The sequence below is a fragment of the Enterobacter cloacae complex sp. ECL414 genome (genome assembly GCF_021869685.1).
Taxonomy (GTDB): Bacteria; Pseudomonadota; Gammaproteobacteria; order Enterobacterales; family Enterobacteriaceae; genus Enterobacter; species Enterobacter kobei.
Genome location: NZ_CP091481.1, coordinates 1,628,338 through 1,644,667 on the forward strand (window position 1 = coordinate 1,628,338; position 16,330 = coordinate 1,644,667).

At 52.9% G+C, this 16,330-nt stretch carries 17 protein-coding genes and 1 pseudogene; 17 read left to right on the forward strand and 1 reads right to left on the reverse strand.

Going from position 1 to position 16,330, the window contains the following annotated elements:
• Window positions 1-351: 351 nt before the first annotated feature.
• A complete protein-coding gene (locus L3068_RS07530) occupies window positions 352-903 on the reverse strand; it encodes an ATP-dependent Clp protease proteolytic subunit (RefSeq protein ID WP_117580499.1) in 552 nt (183 codons plus the stop codon).
• Between the two features lie 811 nt (window positions 904-1,714).
• Here L3068_RS07530 and L3068_RS07535 point away from each other — a divergent pair.
• The 17 genes and pseudogenes from L3068_RS07535 to L3068_RS07615 all read left to right on the forward strand — a co-directional run bounded on the left by L3068_RS07535 (window position 1,715) and on the right by L3068_RS07615 (window position 16,330).
• Complete coding sequence (locus L3068_RS07535; RefSeq protein WP_032622824.1) at window positions 1,715-2,164, forward strand: hypothetical protein; 450 nt, start codon at window positions 1,715-1,717, stop codon at window positions 2,162-2,164.
• Between the two features lie 271 nt (window positions 2,165-2,435).
• A complete protein-coding gene (locus L3068_RS07540; protein WP_117580498.1) occupies window positions 2,436-3,074 on the forward strand; it encodes a hypothetical protein in 639 nt (212 codons plus the stop codon).
• Between the two features lie 229 nt (window positions 3,075-3,303).
• A complete protein-coding gene (locus L3068_RS07545; protein WP_044158251.1) occupies window positions 3,304-3,792 on the forward strand; it encodes a DUF1441 family protein in 489 nt (162 codons plus the stop codon).
• Window positions 3,792-5,894 (forward strand): phage terminase large subunit family protein, encoded by a 2,103-nt coding sequence (locus L3068_RS07550; RefSeq protein ID WP_117580496.1) that lies wholly within the window; start codon window positions 3,792-3,794, stop codon window positions 5,892-5,894. The genes L3068_RS07545 and L3068_RS07550 overlap by 1 nt, the downstream gene beginning before the upstream one ends.
• Before the next feature lie 20 nt (window positions 5,895-5,914).
• On the forward strand, window positions 5,915-6,106 hold the full coding sequence (locus tag L3068_RS07555; RefSeq protein ID WP_072216036.1) for a DUF6148 family protein: 192 nt from the start codon (window positions 5,915-5,917) through the stop codon (window positions 6,104-6,106).
• Window positions 6,103-7,602 carry a phage portal protein gene (locus L3068_RS07560; RefSeq protein WP_117580494.1) on the forward strand — a complete coding sequence of 500 codons (1,500 nt, stop codon included), beginning with the start codon at window positions 6,103-6,105 and terminating at the stop codon, window positions 7,600-7,602. The genes L3068_RS07555 and L3068_RS07560 overlap by 4 nt, the downstream gene beginning before the upstream one ends.
• Window positions 7,529-9,562 (forward strand): ClpP-like prohead protease/major capsid protein fusion protein, encoded by a 2,034-nt coding sequence (locus tag L3068_RS07565; RefSeq protein WP_244998557.1) that lies wholly within the window; start codon window positions 7,529-7,531, stop codon window positions 9,560-9,562. The genes L3068_RS07560 and L3068_RS07565 overlap by 74 nt, the downstream gene beginning before the upstream one ends.
• A gap of 81 nt (window positions 9,563-9,643) precedes the next feature.
• On the forward strand, window positions 9,644-9,970 hold the full coding sequence (locus L3068_RS07570) for a DUF2190 family protein (protein ID WP_117580492.1): 327 nt from the start codon (window positions 9,644-9,646) through the stop codon (window positions 9,968-9,970).
• Complete coding sequence (locus tag L3068_RS07575; RefSeq protein ID WP_044067056.1) at window positions 9,963-10,238, forward strand: DNA breaking-rejoining protein; 276 nt, start codon at window positions 9,963-9,965, stop codon at window positions 10,236-10,238. The genes L3068_RS07570 and L3068_RS07575 overlap by 8 nt, the downstream gene beginning before the upstream one ends.
• Before the next feature lie 8 nt (window positions 10,239-10,246).
• Entirely contained in the window at window positions 10,247-10,801 is a 555-nt protein-coding gene (locus L3068_RS07580; RefSeq protein WP_117580490.1) for a phage tail protein, read from the forward strand.
• Window positions 10,798-11,196 (forward strand): phage tail terminator protein, encoded by a 399-nt coding sequence (gpU, locus tag L3068_RS07585; protein WP_013096337.1) that lies wholly within the window; start codon window positions 10,798-10,800, stop codon window positions 11,194-11,196. The genes L3068_RS07580 and gpU overlap by 4 nt, the downstream gene beginning before the upstream one ends.
• Window positions 11,197-11,203: 7 nt before the next feature.
• Complete coding sequence (locus tag L3068_RS07590; RefSeq protein ID WP_117580488.1) at window positions 11,204-11,941, forward strand: phage tail protein; 738 nt, start codon at window positions 11,204-11,206, stop codon at window positions 11,939-11,941.
• Window positions 11,942-11,979: 38 nt separating this feature from the next.
• Window positions 11,980-12,402 carry a phage tail assembly chaperone G gene (gene gpG / locus L3068_RS07595; RefSeq protein ID WP_117580486.1) on the forward strand — a complete coding sequence of 141 codons (423 nt, stop codon included), beginning with the start codon at window positions 11,980-11,982 and terminating at the stop codon, window positions 12,400-12,402.
• A gap of 8 nt (window positions 12,403-12,410) precedes the next feature.
• Window positions 12,411-12,725: pseudogene (locus tag L3068_RS07600) on the forward strand (phage tail assembly protein T); the annotation flags it as partial.
• Window positions 12,709-15,225: a phage tail tape measure protein gene (locus L3068_RS07605; RefSeq protein ID WP_117580483.1), complete on the forward strand. Its 2,517-nt coding sequence runs from the start codon at window positions 12,709-12,711 to the stop codon at window positions 15,223-15,225. The pseudogene L3068_RS07600 and the gene L3068_RS07605, both read left to right, overlap by 17 nt.
• 5 nt (window positions 15,226-15,230) lie before the next feature.
• Window positions 15,231-15,578, forward strand: coding sequence for a phage tail protein (locus L3068_RS07610; RefSeq protein WP_025759358.1), 348 nt, complete (start codon window positions 15,231-15,233; stop codon window positions 15,576-15,578).
• The gene (locus tag L3068_RS07615) at window positions 15,575-16,330 is read left to right on the forward strand and encodes a phage minor tail protein L (protein WP_117580481.1); all 756 of its coding nucleotides are present in this window, start codon (window positions 15,575-15,577) and stop codon (window positions 16,328-16,330) included. The genes L3068_RS07610 and L3068_RS07615 overlap by 4 nt, the downstream gene beginning before the upstream one ends.

Below are 16,330 nucleotides of genomic sequence, written 5' to 3' on the forward strand. Positions count from 1 at the left end.
TACCGGAGTCTCAGTTTCACATGCTCTTATTATCGATGTTTCCCTGGAGTTGGCATTCTCCGCATCAGAGTCTTGGTTATCCTGGCATGGATCCAGAGATCAACAAGCGTAAGCGTAAAGAATTAAGATTTTACTTAGGCAGGTAGATTGCTGTTAGGTACCAAGTTATCTATCTGTTCACGTTATCAATGTTCAGGAGCGCCAGACGAAGAAAGACATCCTGACGCATAACAGATCTTGGCAGGTCAATTGCAAGAAAAAGATTCTTAATTGAACATTTATTTGACAATCGCAATGATTAAGCCCGACTATAATCTTAAAAATAATCGGGCTCTGAAAGGTTAATTTATGTCAACAATTAATCCACCAGGTAGCATTGGGGTCAACGATGCTAGCCTCCTGAATACCTTCAATAAGGCCGAGAGTTGCTGCTCTCTCAGGATTAAGAATGGAAGAAGTTCTGATCAGCTCACGCCAGTCAGTGAATTGTCCAGCGGAAACAGTTTCCTCGTTAAAGATAGAAACGAGGCGGTCAAGGTCGTGATCTAAACTAGATACCCATTCGCGCATTCGTTCGTGATCGACACTTTGCATTCCGCCGAAGTTCCACTGAAAGGGATGCAACAAAAATCTTGCTCCATGATTAGCAAAGCGCTTTATACCAGCGAGGAAAATCGCATTAGCAATTGAATCTATATTGCTAATGTTGAAGCAATAAACTGGAATTGGAAGTGTTTTGATGAAATTGTAAGCGGTAAAGCCGGATGTTACGTCGCCGCCAGAGCTCGAAATGTGTAGGTTGATTCGGGTTGCCCCTTGAGCTATTGCTGACAAAATGTTGTTTTGAAGCAAGCTTACTGTGCTTGGATTGACTGGGCATAAAAAATGAACAGTATGAATCATAGAATTTTCCAGAGGTTATCCCGGATTGGGCAAATCTGTTATTGGTGCGAAAATTCCTAATTCAACATGAAATATTTTCAAGAAGCATAAGCCGCCTCAGGGCGGTTTTTTATTGCCGGGAGAAAGCCAATGAACCAATAAAGCGGATAGGCCGGAAAGGCAATGCAGCAGTCATGATGCTGCCCCGAGTCGCGTAATGGCGAGCAGGTATAGCAGACCGTTGTGAGGGTAAGTAAGGGAACATGCTCCGGTAAAGCAGCGCGAACGCCAGACGCGCACCGGTTATAAGCGGCGATGAAGCGACAGCGTCTCAAGGGCATGAGCGTGGCCACTCCGGGTAGTGGCAGCCATTACAAAGCTCACCTGCTGGTGGGCTTGATAATGGTTATAGACTTATTCAGATGAATAAATCAGCTGATTATCTTGCGCAACTGGATTTCTTCCAACTCGTTAAGCCTGGCATACTCGCTTATTTGTTTAATAAGTGACTCTTTGTTATTAGACATCATGGATGAAACATAGCAGCCAGTTCTCCATTCGAAAAAGCTCACCAAAAATAAGGTTGATGCTGTAGAATACCGATAATGTATTGAGAGGTGATTGCAAATTTTTTTCGTTATCATGGAGTTAGTTTTTACTTAATGCAAATTACCGGGATTTATAATGCTTTATTGATATGAGATATATGGGTACTTAACTGTTGCTAAGAGAGAATTTAGCGCTACTAAAAATAGTAGGAATAATCTTACGTTGTTGATGCTGTTGGCACAATATGGATAATAACTTTGCCTAAACAATACAATAGCAACCGATGAAAATTCACTCTCTTACAATCGCTTTGCTGGCGACGATTTCTTCTCCATCCTACGCAGCGTTTCAGGAAAGAGAATACAATACCTGGTATCAAAAAGATGCTGTACTCTACGACATTACCCAGACCTCAGAGGGGTTGCCTGTCATGATAAGTATCTCTCAACCGGGGAGGGAGTCAGCTAATATGCTCGTATCCTATATGTCCGATGGTGGTTGTGGCGATAGGAAGATGCGGCTTAATGCTAACGGGAAGGATGTGCCTGCGACTTACACCTGTGTATCAGTCGGAGCTAACAGGATTGAACACTTTGCAGTGAATGATGCAGGCAAGGTCAACGAGATGGTTAACTATCTCAAGTCAGATTTCACTTTGTTGCTTCAAAACGATATCAAAGTCTGGGCTGCGAATATAAAGACGCCGAAATATGGTATAGCACCAAAATTTTAAATCTCAAAATTTAACCGCCTGAGGGCGGTTTTTTATTGCCATTAAAATGGGGAGGCTCATCGAAATTGCAATATTCCCTACAGCGGATAACTTGCCTAAGATCCCTTGTAGGGGATGAAATAACAATCAAGCCACTGGCGTCCGCTGGTGGTTTTTTTATGCGCATCGCACGCGCAGATCAAAGAAAGTCTTTCAGCTGTGAGCCTGGGCAAACCGTTAACTTTCGGCGGCTTTGCCGTGCGACAGGCTCACGCCTAAAAGGAAATCACTCATGAAATATTTATCGTTGCAACAGGTTATAGAACGCTTTGTTCATTGGGTACGTTCGGAAAAGCCAAAAGGCTGGCGAATCGAAAAAGACGGACAATCCATATCGTCTTCTAACTTTAACGCGAAGATGAACATCGACGATAAGCAGAAGGCGCTTGCAGACCAATCACAATTTTCGGGTGAGAAAATCATTGCTGATGCCCTCGACGATGCTCTGGCTCGACATTATGGGCGGTTTAACGATACAGAACGTGAAAAAGTAGCGGTTGTTTTCATGGACGGTCGCTGGGTCGCTATTAATGGGGATTTTACTCCTGACGAAGTCCGTGATGCCGTTGAATACATTAAGCGCCTCAGGAAGCAGAAAGCCGACGAAAAGGCGATGGCTGAATCATCACCATATTTCGTGAAGGGCGGACAGGTATTTATCAAGGATGCAGTTATCCAGAAAGTTCAGTTGAGCCGTACTGAAACGGACCCGCGAAAAGGGTATGCCATCAATGTTGGCATTGGTCCCGAAATTAAGACCAGCGTGAAGCTATCCCCTGAAATGGAAAAAGCGATTTCAGATGTTGTATCTGCGGAACTGAAAAAGAATCTTCAGCCGGGCGGCACGATCTGGTCAGCGCTGTCGCGATGAATGGACGTTTAGACGTCCAAATGGATGCGAATCAAGTTGCAATCGCTCAAATGTTAATCATTATCATTCGTGGGTCCTCCCGGCAGGGTGGCCTGCCACGGGGCGGCTGGCGCGCGGAAAACGGCTAGTTTTTGCGATCTAGGGTCATCATCATCATTTATGCAGGTCTTTGATTTGTTTAAAGGCCGTTTTCGCAAGATGTCGAATCGTTTAAAAAGTGTTCACCATCATGGACCAGGAAATCGCCGCATTAAAACTGAATATCAACCAGCTTGCCGGGATAACCGGCGTACACCGTCAGACGGTTGCCGCGAGGTTGAAAAATGTCGAACCTGCGCCAGGCAGCAACAGCAAATTAAAGCTCTATCTGGTTACAGACATTCTGACCGAACTGATGATCCCCACCGTATCGACGAATATCGACGATATGGATCCATCCGACAGGCTCGCTCACTGGAAAGCAGAGAACGAGAGGCTGAAGTTTGAACAAGATACGGGGCAGTTAATACCCGCTGATGAAGTGGCGCGTGAATTCTCATTGATGGCGAAAGCCGTCGTCATGGTACTTGAAACTCTCCCTGACATACTCGAACGCGACTGCGCATTAACGCCGACTGCGGTTTCCCGCGTACAAAACGTTATCGATGACCTGCGCGACCAGATGGCGGAGAGGGTGAAGGACGCTGAAACAGAGGAGGAAGAGCCAGAGGAGGACTGATGGCAAAGCGGGCATCCGCCAGGGGCATCCGCCGCGATGTTTCCGGTATTTTACGTGCCCCGCGTCGTATGCCGGTGGCCGATGCGGTCGGTACATATATGCGCGTGCCAATGGGGGCAGGAAACTCCGTTCCATGGGACCCGGATCTTGCACCTTATGTGATTGAGCCGATGAATTGCCTGGCCTCGCGTGAATACGATGCGGTTGTGTTTGTTGGCCCGGCGCGAACGGGTAAAACCATCGGGCTGATTGACGGATGGATTGTCTATAACATCGTCTGCGATCCGGCAGATATGCTCGTCATTCAGATATCAGAGGAAAAGGCGCGCGAACATTCAAAAAAACGTCTGGACCGTACTTTTCGCTGCAGCCCTGAAGTTAAAAACCGGTTAAGTCCGAGGCGTAACGATAATAACGTCTACGATCGTACATTCCGCGCCGGTAACTATCTGAAGCTCGGCTGGCCATCCGTCAATATTATGTCGTCCTCTGACTATAAAAGTGTGGCGCTGACGGATTACGACCGCTTTCCTGAAGATATCGACGGGGAGGGCGACGCTTTTTCACTGGCGTCGAAACGTACCACGACATTTATGTCCTCCGGGATGACGCTGGTTGAGAGTTCACCCGGCAGGGATATCAGAGACACAAAATGGCGGCGAACCACGCCTCATGAAGCCCCTCCAACTACCGGAATTTTATCACTCTATAACCGTGGCGACCGCCGCCGCCTTTACTGGCCATGCCCGCATTGTGGGGAATATTTCCAGCCGGAAATGGACAATATGACCGGGTACCGCGACAGCAGCGATCCCGTGCTGGCCAGTGAAGCCGCGTTTCTACAGTGCCCGGCCTGTAAAGGCAGGATCACACCGGACATGAAGCGTGCGCTGAACATGAAATGTGTCTGGCTGAGGGATGGGCAGAGTATCGACCGTAAAGGTCAGGTAAGTGGTGATGGCCGTCGTTCCCGTATTGCCTCCTTCTGGATGGAAGGTCCGGCAGCTGCATACCAGACCTGGGCGCAGCTTATTTATAAGTACCTGACCGCCGAGCAGGAATACGAATCCACGCGCAGCGAAGAAACCCTGAAAACGGTGATCAACACCGATTTCGGCAGACCCTATCTGCCGCGGGCAAGCCTGGAGCAGCGTAAAAGTGAATTGCTCGAGCAGCGTGCCGAGGATGTTCCAAAACGTTCGGTACCGGACGGCGTGCAGTTTCTCACCGCGACCGTGGACGTGCAGGCCGGGCGCGACCGGCGATTTGTAGTGCAGGTTACGGGTTACGGAAGTATGGGTGAGCGCTGGATAGTTGACCGTTACAACATACGGTATTCGCTGCGCTGTGACGGCAACGGGGAAAGCATACAGGTTGATCCGGCAAGCTATCCGGAGGACTGGGATCTTTTGCTCACTGACGTCTTTGAGAAAACGTGGCCTCTGGCATCTGACCCGTCAAAGGGCATGCGGCTTATGTCGATGGCCGTGGACTCCGGGGGCGAGGACGGTGTGACGGATAATGCCTACAAGTTCTGGCGCAGATGCCGCCGGGAGGGGCTGGGTAAGCGTATCTATCTCTTCAAAGGTGACAGTGTTCGTCGCAGCAAACTTATCCAGCGAACGTTTCCCGACAACACCGGCAGATCAACACGCCGCGCACAGGCGACCGGGGATGTGCCTCTTTATCTTCTCCAGACCGATGCCCTTAAAGACCGGGTGAACAATGCGCTGTGGCGTGATTCACCCGGCCCTGGCTATGTGCATTTCCCCGCCTGGCTGGGCAGCTGGTTCTATGACGAACTGACATATGAGGAACGCTCGAATGAAGGGAAGTGGAGTAAGCCCGGCCGGGGCGCAAACGAAGCATTCGACCTGCTCGTTTATGCAGATGCGCTCGCCATCCTTAGTGGATACGAAAAAATTAAATGGCCGTCAGCTCCTGAGTGGGCACGGCGGGAAACGTGGATCGAGGACACGCAGACGGAAACTGGCGAAGTGCCATCCCCGTCGCTTGCGCCGAAATCTAAATCAAAACCAAAACGTGAGAAGCCCGTAACTGAACAGGCTAATCCGTGGTCTTCGTCAGGAGGTTGGGTGTGAGTCCAGCTGATATTCAAAACATGATCGACCGCTACGCTGCTGCAGAGCTGTCTGTTCTGGAAGGGAAATCAATCACTTTCAACGGGCAGCAGATGACGCTCGAAAACCTGTCGGAAATCAGAAAAGGCCGTCAGGAATGGGAGCGCCGACTGGCAACGCTCAATAACAAACGCCGCGGGCGACCCGGCTACAGGCTGGCGAGGTTTGGATGAGTCTTTTAGATGATGCGATTGGCCTGTTTTCTCCAGGCTGGAAAGCCTCACGCCTGCGTGCCCGTGCAGTCATTAAGGCGTATGAGGCAGTTAAGCAAACGCGTACCCACAAAGCCCAGAAGGAAAATCGCTCAGCTGATCAGCTCAGCCAGATGGGGGCAGTTTCACTGAGGCAGCAGGCGCGCTGGCTGGACAACAACCACGATCTGGTGATCGGCGTTTTCGACAAGCTGGAAGAAAGAGTGGTGGGTGCGAAGGGCATCATAGTTGAACCTCATCCGATGCTGAGTAACGGGAAGATAGCCAAAAAGCTTGCCACTGATATCCGCAGAAAGTGGGGCGAATGGTCCGTAAGGCCCGATGTCACAACCCAGTTTACCCGGCCCATGCTTGAGCGTCTTATGCTGCGAACGTGGCTCAGGGACGGCGAGGTTTTTGCTCAGCTGGTTCGCGGTACCGGAAATGGGCTTCAGCCGGTCGCTGGTGTGCCGTTCTGGCTGGAAGCGCTGGAGCCTGATTTCGTACCGATGAACAGCGATGAAGCCACCCAGCTTAATCAGGGCGTTTTTGTCGATAACTGGGGACGGCCTAAAAAATATCAGGTCTATAAAAGTCTGCCGGTATCCGGGCGACAGTTCGATACGAAAGAGATAGATGCTGAGAACATGCTCCATCTCAAATTCACCCGCCGCCTGCACCAGACCCGCGGAACGTCTCTTTTGTCTGGCGTCCTGATGCGCCTGAGCGCGCTGAAAGAATACGAGGACTCGGAGCTTACTGCAGCAAGAATTGCTGCGGCACTCGGCATGTACATCAAAAAAGGCGACGGACAGAGTTTCGATTCAGATTCCAGCAGCGATGACCGCGAGCTGATGATTCAGCCCGGTATGCTCTATGACGAACTGCAGGCCGGGGAAGAAATCGGGATGATTAAATCCGATCGCCCGAACCCTAACCTCGAATCGTTTCGTAACGGACAGCTGCGTGCCGTGTCCGCCGGCAGTCGCCTCAGCTTTTCCAGCACATCCAGAAACTACAACGGAACGTACAGTGCCCAGCGGCAGGAGCTTGTCGAGTCAACCGACGGATATCTGATTCTTCAGGACTGGTTCATCGGTTCAGTGACCCGGCCCATGTACCGGGCCTGGCTGAAGATGGCTATTGCTGCCGGAGAAATCAAGCTGCCGAGAGGCATCGATATGGACTCGCTTTATAACGCGGTTTATTCGGGGCCCGTTATGCCGTGGATTGATCCCGTTAAAGAAGCGAATGCCTGGAAAACGCAGATCCGCGGCGGTGCTGCTACTGAATCCGACTGGATACGTGCCAGCGGTCGCAACCCGGATGATGTTAAGTCACGCCGTAAAGCGGAGGTTGACGAGAACCGTGAACAGGGCCTGGTGTTTGACACCGACCCCGCCAATGATAAAGGAGGCACCAGTGCCGAAGCCAAAGAACCGGGCGCGCCACCGTCCGAAAGCCAGCGCAAAAAGTAATTCGTGGTTCCGCATGCAGGCCAGCAATAACAGCGAGGCCGTCATTTTTATCTATGACGAAATCGGGTACTGGGGCGTAACGGCGAAACAGTTCGTCAATGATCTCCGGGCACTTGGGGACGTCACCCACATCAACCTTTATATCAACTCGCCAGGTGGTGATGTCTTCGACGGTATTGCTATTTATAACGCGCTGAAGCACCACGGCGCGGCGATTACCGTGCATATCGACGGTCTCGCGGCCTCCATGGCCTCGGTGATTGCGATGGTAGGCAATCCGGTCATCATGCCTGAAAACACGATGATGATGATCCATAAGCCCTGGGGGTTTGCTGGTGGTGACGCGAGCGATATGCGCGACTATGCGGATCTTCTCGACAAGGTTGAATCCGTTCTTATCCCGGCTTACGCGCAGAAAACCGGAAAATCCACCGAAGAAATTGCGGCAATGCTGGAGGACGAAACCTGGATGAACGGCAGCGAGTGCCTTGAACTGGGTTTTGCCGACCAGGTGACACCATCCCTTCAGGCTATGGCCTGTATTCATTCAAAACGTATTGAGGAATTTGAAAAAATGCCAAAAAGCATTCGCAACATGATCACCCCGCCGCGCAACACTACCCAGCGTGACCCGGTTATTACCCAGCCTCAGGCACCGCAGGCAAAAACAGACCCGGCACCGGATGAAAATGTGATCCGCGCGCAGGTGTTGGCTGAGCAGAAAGCCCGTGTTAACGCTATCGGCGATCTCTTTGCCATGTTCGGCAATAAGCACATGGAACTGCAGAATCAGTGTGTGGCCGACCCTGATTGTTCCGTCGATAAGGCGAAAGATTTGCTGCTGGCAGAACTCGGTAAAACGGCCACGCCGTCCAATAAAACCACCCAGCCGCATATTCATGCAGGCAATGGTAACTTCGTCGCGGATGGTATTCGCCAGGCACTGATGGCGCGTGCCGGGTTCGAAGGTCAGGAGCGGGATAACGTTTATAACGGTATGACGCTGCGCGAGTATGCGCGCATGGCCCTGACAGAAAAAGGTATCGGTGTATCCAGCTACAATCCGATGCAGATGGTTGGCCTGGCGCTGACGCACAGCACCTCTGACTTTGGCAATATTCTGCTCGATGTGGCGAACAAAGCGCTGCTTCAGGGCTGGGAAGAATCCCAGGAAACTTTCGAACTGTGGACCAAAAAAGGCCAGCTGTCAGACTTCAAAACGGCGCATCGTGTCGGTATGGGTGGTTTCCCTTCTCTGCGACAGGTTCGCGAGGGGGCGGAGTACAAGTACGTCACTACCAGTGATAAAGGCGAAACCATCGCGCTTGCCACTTATGGTGAAATTTTCTCTGTAACCCGCCAGGCGATCATTAACGACGATCTGAACCAGCTCACCGACGTGCCGATGAAGATGGGGCGCGCGGCGAAAGCAACGATTGGCGATCTGGTTTACGCCATCCTGACCAAAAACCCGAAGCTCTCCGACGGCAAGGCGCTGTTCCATGCCGATCACAAGAACCTGAGCGCGGGCGCAATTTCTGTGGCCAGCTTGGACGAAGCGCGCAAGCTGATGCGCCTGCAGAAGGAAGGTGAGCGTACCCTGAATATCCGTCCGGCCTTCATGCTGGTACCTGTAGCTCTGGAAACCCTGGCGAATCAGACCATCAAGTCGGCCAGTGTTAAAGGTGCTGATATTAATGCCGGCATCGTTAACCCGATCCAGAACTTTGCAGAGGTCATCGCTGAACCGCGTCTGGATGAAGCGGATGCGAAAGCCTGGTATCTGGCCGCCGCGAAGGGCACCGATACCATCGAGGTCGCTTATCTCAACGGCGTCGATACGCCTTACATCGATCAGCAGGAAGGCTTCACCACTGATGGTATTGCCACGAAAGTGCGTATTGATGCCGGTGTGGCGCCGCTGGACTACCGCGGTATGACCAAATCCACTGGTCAGTAAAAACAGTCCTGACAAACAGATGCCCGTAAGGGCTTTTTTTATACCTGAAACCAGCCCCGCAAGGGGCTGAATGGAGAAGTTATGGCTAAGAACTATGCGCAGGACGGGAAAACGATCCCGCTGGTAAACAGTGGTGCAACCGATATTCTGAGCGGCGACCCGGTTGTTGTTGGAAAACTTATCGCAGTGGCGATTACCAATATTCCGGCAGGCGACACCGGGGACGGTTTTGCTGAAGGTGTATTCCTTCTGCCAAAAGTTTCCGCCGACGCGGTGACTGCCGGGGCGCAGGTGTATCTCAAGGACGGAAAAATCCAGACCGATGAAACGGATGCCGTTGCCGCAGGCATCGCCTGGGAAGATGCACCGGCAAACACCACCGTTGTTGAAGTGAAGATTAATGTCTAATCCCTTTGACCGGATGGCGGCTCGCATGGACGCGGCCACCATAAAAAAGATGGGGAAAACGGCTCTGATTAACGGAATCACATACGACGTAATCTCTGCTGAGTTGCTTGAAGAGATGGGGCCGTTATCAGGGAATTTAAGGTCTCTGGTGGTATTCAGTGGAGAATATACCCCGCGGCGAAACGATGAAGTGGTCTGGGAAGGCAAAAACTGGACAGTCACACGTCACGAACTGTTTAACGGGAAACCTCGTATCTTCATTGAGTAGGAGGGGCTATGTCGATCAAAGGGCTCGAGCAGGCTATCGCAAACCTCAACAGCATCAGCAAAACGGCCGTTCCACGTGCCTCTGCCCAGTCGGTTAACCGTATTGCCGGGCAGGCCATCAACCGAAGCGTTTCTGTCGTTTCGAAATCGACTCGAGTACCTCGAAAACTGGTTAAGCAACGTGCCCGGTTACGGCGGGCTACCGTCAGTAAACCACGCGCACTTATTCGGGTGAACCGGGGAAATCTCCCCGCCATAAAACTCGGTCCCGCCAGTGTTCGTCTGTCCCGCAGAAAACGGGATAAGTCGGGTGCAAACAGTGTGCTCAGAATAGGCCCGTTTCGTTTTCCAGGCGCTTTTATCCAGCAACTGGCAAACGGTCGATGGCATGTGCTGCGACGCACCACAAAGAACCGCTACCCCATTGAAGTGGTCAGCATTCCCCTGGCTGTTCCCCTTACAGAGGCCTTCCGTGGGGAGTTGCCCCGCCTGATGGACGAAAACATGCCAGCAGTTATGCGCCAGAATCTGCAAAACCAACTGAGGTTGATACTCAAACGATGAAACACCCGCAGATACGCGCCGCCGTTCTGACGGCCCTGAAACGCAGTATTACAGAGCAAATAACCTGGTTCGACGGCCGTCCGGGATTTCTGGAAGAAGAAGATCTGCCTGCTGTAGCCGTCTATCTGACAGACGCGAGAGCTTCAGAAGATAGCGTGGATGAAGATATGTGGACTGCACTGCTGCATATCGAGGTCTTTTTGAAGGCAAAAGAGACCGATTCCGCTCTGGATGCCTGGATGGAAGAAAAAGTGTACCCCGCTCTGGCTGATATCCCAGAATTGCTGCCCCTGATCGAACTGATGAATGCAAATGGCTATGACTATCAGCGAGATGAGGAAGTGATGATGTGGGGATCAGCCGATCTCAGTTATTCAATCAGCTATGTAATGTGAGGATCCTATGACCACACCAAACCCGCTGGCGCCAACAAAAGGTGCCGGTACCACTCTCTGGGTTTACACCGGAACCGGTGACCCCTATGCCAATCCGCTTTCAGACGTTGACTGGTTGCGCCTCGCAAAGATTAAAGACCTGCAGCCCGGTGAACTGACGGCTGAATCTGAAGATGACACCTACATCGATGATGAGAATGCCGACTGGACATCAACGATGCAGGGGCAGAAATCAGCCGGTGAAACCAACCTGACGCTCGCGTGGATGCCTGGAGATTCCGGTCAGCAGGACCTGGTGAACTGGTTCGATGAGGGCACCGTGAGGGGATATAAAATCAAATACCCTAATGGGGTTGTTGACGTCTTTAAGGGCTGGGTGAGCAGTCTCGGCAAGACTATCTCGTCAAAAGAGGTCATGACCCGCACGGCCAAAATCACCAACAACGGCAAACCATCGCTGGCAGAGGACAGCGGTACCGCGCCGATTGCTGTCACGGGGATCAGTCTGGATAAATCTACTGCAGCTGTCGCGGTCGCAGCCACAACGCAACTGGTGGTTTCTGTCCTGCCGGCCAGTGCGTCAGATAAATCCTTCCGCGTAGCCAGCTCTGATCCTTCAAAAGCAACGGTCACCGTTAACGGCAATACCCTGACTGTCACCGGCGTGGCGGCGGGCACCGTAGAAATCATCGTTATGAGCAATGACGGTAACTTTGTGGCGATCTGCAAAGTCACTGTTTCCTGATAACCGGGGCGTGAGCCCCGTTCCGACCCGGAGTAATTATGTTTCTCAAGAGCGAACTGCTGGAAAGTAACGGCAGCAGCGTCACATTGTTCCAGCTTTCGGCTCTTCAGCGTATTGAATACCTCGAATACCTGAAGCAGCTGGAGGCAGTTGAAGCCGGCGATTTCCAGGCGGCCATCACCCTCACCGTAAAAAGTGGGGCGTTCCTTGTGGCGATGTCACTCTGGCACGGCCACGAACTGAAAGGCTCCCAGGGAGAAAATGCGGCGGCAGAAGTGGCAAAGATTCAGGATGAGGTCATGCAGTCATGGCCGACCGAACTGGTTGCCGAAGCGGAATATAAGGTGAAACTCCTGTCCGGGATGATTGCGCCGGTAACTGATGACCAGGCAGCAACCGGCGAAGAAGGTAATGAACCCGCTGAACCCGTTACTGCGGAAAAGTCCTCGCCAGTGAGCTGAAATTTGCCATGAAACTGGCGCGTGAGTTCGGTCGCCCGGACTGGCGTGCCATGCTTGCTGGCATGTCCTCAACGGAGTACGGCGACTGGAAAATCTTCTATCAGGACAATTACTTTCATGATGCGCAGCTGGACGCTCACTTCTCCGGCTTGCTCTACACCATCTCAACCCTGTTTTTTGCCGATCCGGAGTTAACCCCGGACAGTTTCAGCATTCTTAATACTGCACCGGAACCCATCGACATTGATGAACCGGATGACAATACGCTGATGGCGAAGGCTGCAGGTATTTCAGGAGGCGTGCGCTATGGCCCAGACGGCAGTCGGTGATCTGGTCGTAAACCTTGACGTTAACTCAACGAAATTCAGCGAGCAGCTCAACTACGTCAAAAAAGAATTAAAACAGACCGGCAGTGCGGCAAACGACGAAGCGTTACGTATCCAGCAGTCCTTCAGCCGCCAGGAGAACGCCGCGCGTAAGGCCGGTATTTCAGTGGGTCAGTATAACGCAGCGATGCGTATGCTCCCGGCGCAGTTTACCGATGTGGCCACGCAGCTTGCGGGTGGGCAGAACCCCTGGCTGATTCTGCTTCAGCAGGGTGGTCAGGTTAAGGACTCCTTTGGCGGGATCATCCCGACATTCCGGGCGTTGATTGGGACGGTTTCCCCGTTGATGGTCGGCATTGGTGCATTGTCCGTTGCAACGGGCGCGTTGTTCTATGCCTGGTACCAGGGCTCTTCCACTCTGTCTGATTTCAACAAAACGCTGGTACTGTCGGGGAACACAGCCGGACTGACAGCTGACCGCATGCTGGCACTGGCGCGGAACGGGCAGGCTGCTGGACTGACCTTCAACCAGACCAGTGAAGCGCTGACCGAGCTTATCAACGCGGGTGTGCGTGCTGGCTCCCGCTTTGATGACATGAGCCAGGCGGTGGCGCGGTTTACCGATGCCTCCGGCGTGCCGGTGGAAAAGGTCGCAGCAGCCTATGGCAAGCTCGCAACTGACCCGACATCGGGCCTGATCGCGATGGCCCAGCAGTTCCATAACGTTACCGCTGAACAGATTGCCCATGTGGCGCAGCTGCAGCGTGCCGGTGATGAGGCTGGCGCACTGCAGGCGGCTAACGAGGCTGCTACAGCCGGATTCAACGATCAGACCAAAGCCATCCGCGACAATATGGGGACGATTGAATCTTCAGCGGACTCCCTGAAGCGTGCCTTCAAGTCGATGTGGGATGCAGCCCTCGATATTGGCCGACCTGACACCGCGCAGGAGATGGTGGCAAAAGCCGAAGCCGCGTTCAAAAAAGCCGATGAAATCTGGAACCTGCGTAAAGGTGACCGATATGTCAATGATGAGGCCCGCGCCCGATTCTGGAATGACCGCGAAACGGCCAGGCTGGCGCTGGACATGGCGCAGCAGCAGGCGGGAATTGCCAGGGCGAATGAAGAGAATGCTTCGCGCGAAGCGGCAGCGGAATCGGATCGCCAGAAGTATGCTGCGCAGGCTCAGGCAAACTATGCCAAAACGCAGACGGCACTGGAGAAATACACGGCCAGGCAGAGCGAGCTCAACAAGGCGCTGAAAGAGGGGCGGATCCTCCAGGCTGACTACAACATCAACCTGGCTGCCGCGAAAAAAGAGTACGAAGACACCCTTAAAAAGCCGAAGAAGACCCCGGCAATCAGAACCCCCGCAGGTGCCCGTGCCACCGATACGGCCAGCGCCCAGACGCTGGAGCTGCAGGCACAGCTGCGCACCCTGCAGGAGCATAAGAGCATCAATGACACCATCAGCCAGCAGCGTCAGGAGCTGTGGCATCAGCAGTCCCGCTTTACGGTTCTGGAAGAGGCCGCGAAGACCCGGACGCTTTCTGCTGAGGAAAAATCCCTGCTGGCCAGTAAAAGCGAGGTGCTTTCCCGGGCGGAGCTGAATGCGAAGCTTGGCGATCAGATAGTGGCGCAGGAGCGGCTTAATCGCCTGCAGGATACGTCCCAAAAATACGTCACGCAGATCGGCGAGAAAACCCGTGCCCTGGCGGAAAGTGCTGGTATGAGCAGTCGTGCAGCACAACGTCGCAATGAAGAGGCCCAGCTTCTTCAGGGCTGGAAAAATGGTGGCGGGTCTGAGAACGATGCCGGTTATCAGAATGAGCTGCAGGCGCTGCAGGCGTATTACGCCGAGCAGGATAAGCTTCGGGGTGACTGGCAGTCCGGGGCCAAATCCGCATGGGCAGATTATGTCGATTCTGCTTCAGATGCTTATGGCCAGATGAAGTCGTTTGCCACCAGTACGTTTGATGGCATCGGGCAGAATATGGCTGACATGCTGACGCGCGGAAAGGCTGACTGGGCTGACTTTACCCGATCCACGCTCTCCATGCTGACACAGATCCTGCTGAAACAGGCGATGGTAGGCCTGGCGGATTCAGCGACAACCGCGCTGGGATTTGCAGGTGGCGGTTATACCGGTTCAGGCGGGAAATATGAGCCTGCAGGTGTCGTTCACCGTGGTGAGTTTGTCTTCACCAAAGAGGCTACCAGCCGGATCGGCGTTGGCAACCTTTACCGGATGATGAAAGGGTACGCCACGGGTGGATACGTCGGGGGGGGCGGAACAGGTCCAGCTGCAGCACCTTTCGGTGTCAGTGTATATGCCCCGGTGACGGTCGAGAATGCCTCCGGTGGCGCACAGCAGCAAAATGACGGAGACAGGCTGGGTAAGGCGTATCAGCAGGTGATTAACAAATCTGTCAACGATGGTATCGCCAGGGCAATCCAGCCCGGTGGGCTTATCTGGAATGCGACCAATCGCAGGTAACAGTTATGACGATAGAAACATTCTCCTGGGGTATTAAGGTCTCCAGCCAGCCCACAGAGGGAAGCAAAGACACCGTCAGGAAGGTCCAGTTCGGCGACGGGTACGCACAGGTGAGCGGCTCAGGTCTGAATGATGAAATTCGCACCTATGAATTTTCCTTCTCAGGGGATCCGACTACAGCGAATGAAATTCATGCCTTCCTTCGGCGGCATAAAGTGAAGTCGTTTATTTTCACTCCGCCTTTCGGCGATACCGCACTGTGGCGTGTCGAGGCTGACACGCTCAAAAAGGTGGTTAAAAACGTAAAAGTGATAACCGTAACCGCAACGTTTGAACAGGCATTTGCACCATGAGTCTTAATGCTGATTATCAAAAACTTGAGCCGGGCAATGAAGTCCGGCTTTTTTCTGTCGATGGTACAGCGTTCGGTATGTCAGATGTGCTCCGCTTCCACGCACACAATATCGCGCACACCCCGGAAGAGATTGAAGCCGCAGGCGGCGACGAGAATAAACTTCCGGCAAAGTCCATCTGGTGGCAGGGAGAGGAGTATAAAGCCTGGCCGTGTCAGGTGGAGGGTATTGAGGCGACCACTGACGGTACCAGCCCACAGCCAAAATTGACGGTGGCGAACCTGGACAGTTCGATCTCAGCGCTCTGTCTTGCGTATGACGATCTGCTGCAGGCGAAAGTGAGTATCCACGACACGCTGGCACAGTATCTGGACGCCAGAAATTTTCCGCAGGGCAACCCCACCGCCGACCCGTCACAGGAAAAGCTGAAGGTCTTTTATATCGACGCCAGAAGTACCGAGACGGATGAAGCTGTTGAATTTACGCTTTCCAGCCCGATGGATTTACAGGGCCAGATGATACCGACGCGGCAGCTGCATTCGCTATGTACCTGGTGCATCCGGAACAAGTACCGGACCGGCGACGGCTGCGACTATGCCGGAACGCGCTATTTCGACAAAAACAATAATCCGGTTGACGATCCCTCGCTGGATGTCTGCAACGGCACGCTGACGGCCTGCAAGCTCCGGCATGGAGACAGCAACGAGCTGCCGTTCGGTGGTTTCCCCGGTACATCTCTTATCAGGAGCTGA

Coding starts and splice junctions, on each gene's coding strand:
- L3068_RS07530 (WP_117580499.1), bottom strand. CDS start 903: ATGATTCATACTGTTCATTTTTTATGCCCAGTCAATCCAAGCACAGTA.
- L3068_RS07535 (WP_032622824.1), top strand. CDS start 1,715: ATGAAAATTCACTCTCTTACAATCGCTTTGCTGGCGACGATTTCTTCT.
- L3068_RS07540 (WP_117580498.1), top strand. CDS start 2,436: ATGAAATATTTATCGTTGCAACAGGTTATAGAACGCTTTGTTCATTGG.
- L3068_RS07545 (WP_044158251.1), top strand. CDS start 3,304: ATGGACCAGGAAATCGCCGCATTAAAACTGAATATCAACCAGCTTGCC.
- L3068_RS07550 (WP_117580496.1), top strand. CDS start 3,792: ATGGCAAAGCGGGCATCCGCCAGGGGCATCCGCCGCGATGTTTCCGGT.
- L3068_RS07555 (WP_072216036.1), top strand. CDS start 5,915: ATGATCGACCGCTACGCTGCTGCAGAGCTGTCTGTTCTGGAAGGGAAA.
- L3068_RS07560 (WP_117580494.1), top strand. CDS start 6,103: ATGAGTCTTTTAGATGATGCGATTGGCCTGTTTTCTCCAGGCTGGAAA.
- L3068_RS07565 (WP_244998557.1), top strand. CDS start 7,529: ATGATAAAGGAGGCACCAGTGCCGAAGCCAAAGAACCGGGCGCGCCAC.
- L3068_RS07570 (WP_117580492.1), top strand. CDS start 9,644: ATGGCTAAGAACTATGCGCAGGACGGGAAAACGATCCCGCTGGTAAAC.
- L3068_RS07575 (WP_044067056.1), top strand. CDS start 9,963: ATGTCTAATCCCTTTGACCGGATGGCGGCTCGCATGGACGCGGCCACC.
- L3068_RS07580 (WP_117580490.1), top strand. CDS start 10,247: ATGTCGATCAAAGGGCTCGAGCAGGCTATCGCAAACCTCAACAGCATC.
- gpU (WP_013096337.1), top strand. CDS start 10,798: ATGAAACACCCGCAGATACGCGCCGCCGTTCTGACGGCCCTGAAACGC.
- L3068_RS07590 (WP_117580488.1), top strand. CDS start 11,204: ATGACCACACCAAACCCGCTGGCGCCAACAAAAGGTGCCGGTACCACT.
- gpG (WP_117580486.1), top strand. CDS start 11,980: ATGTTTCTCAAGAGCGAACTGCTGGAAAGTAACGGCAGCAGCGTCACA.
- L3068_RS07605 (WP_117580483.1), top strand. CDS start 12,709: ATGGCCCAGACGGCAGTCGGTGATCTGGTCGTAAACCTTGACGTTAAC.
- L3068_RS07610 (WP_025759358.1), top strand. CDS start 15,231: ATGACGATAGAAACATTCTCCTGGGGTATTAAGGTCTCCAGCCAGCCC.
- L3068_RS07615 (WP_117580481.1), top strand. CDS start 15,575: ATGAGTCTTAATGCTGATTATCAAAAACTTGAGCCGGGCAATGAAGTC.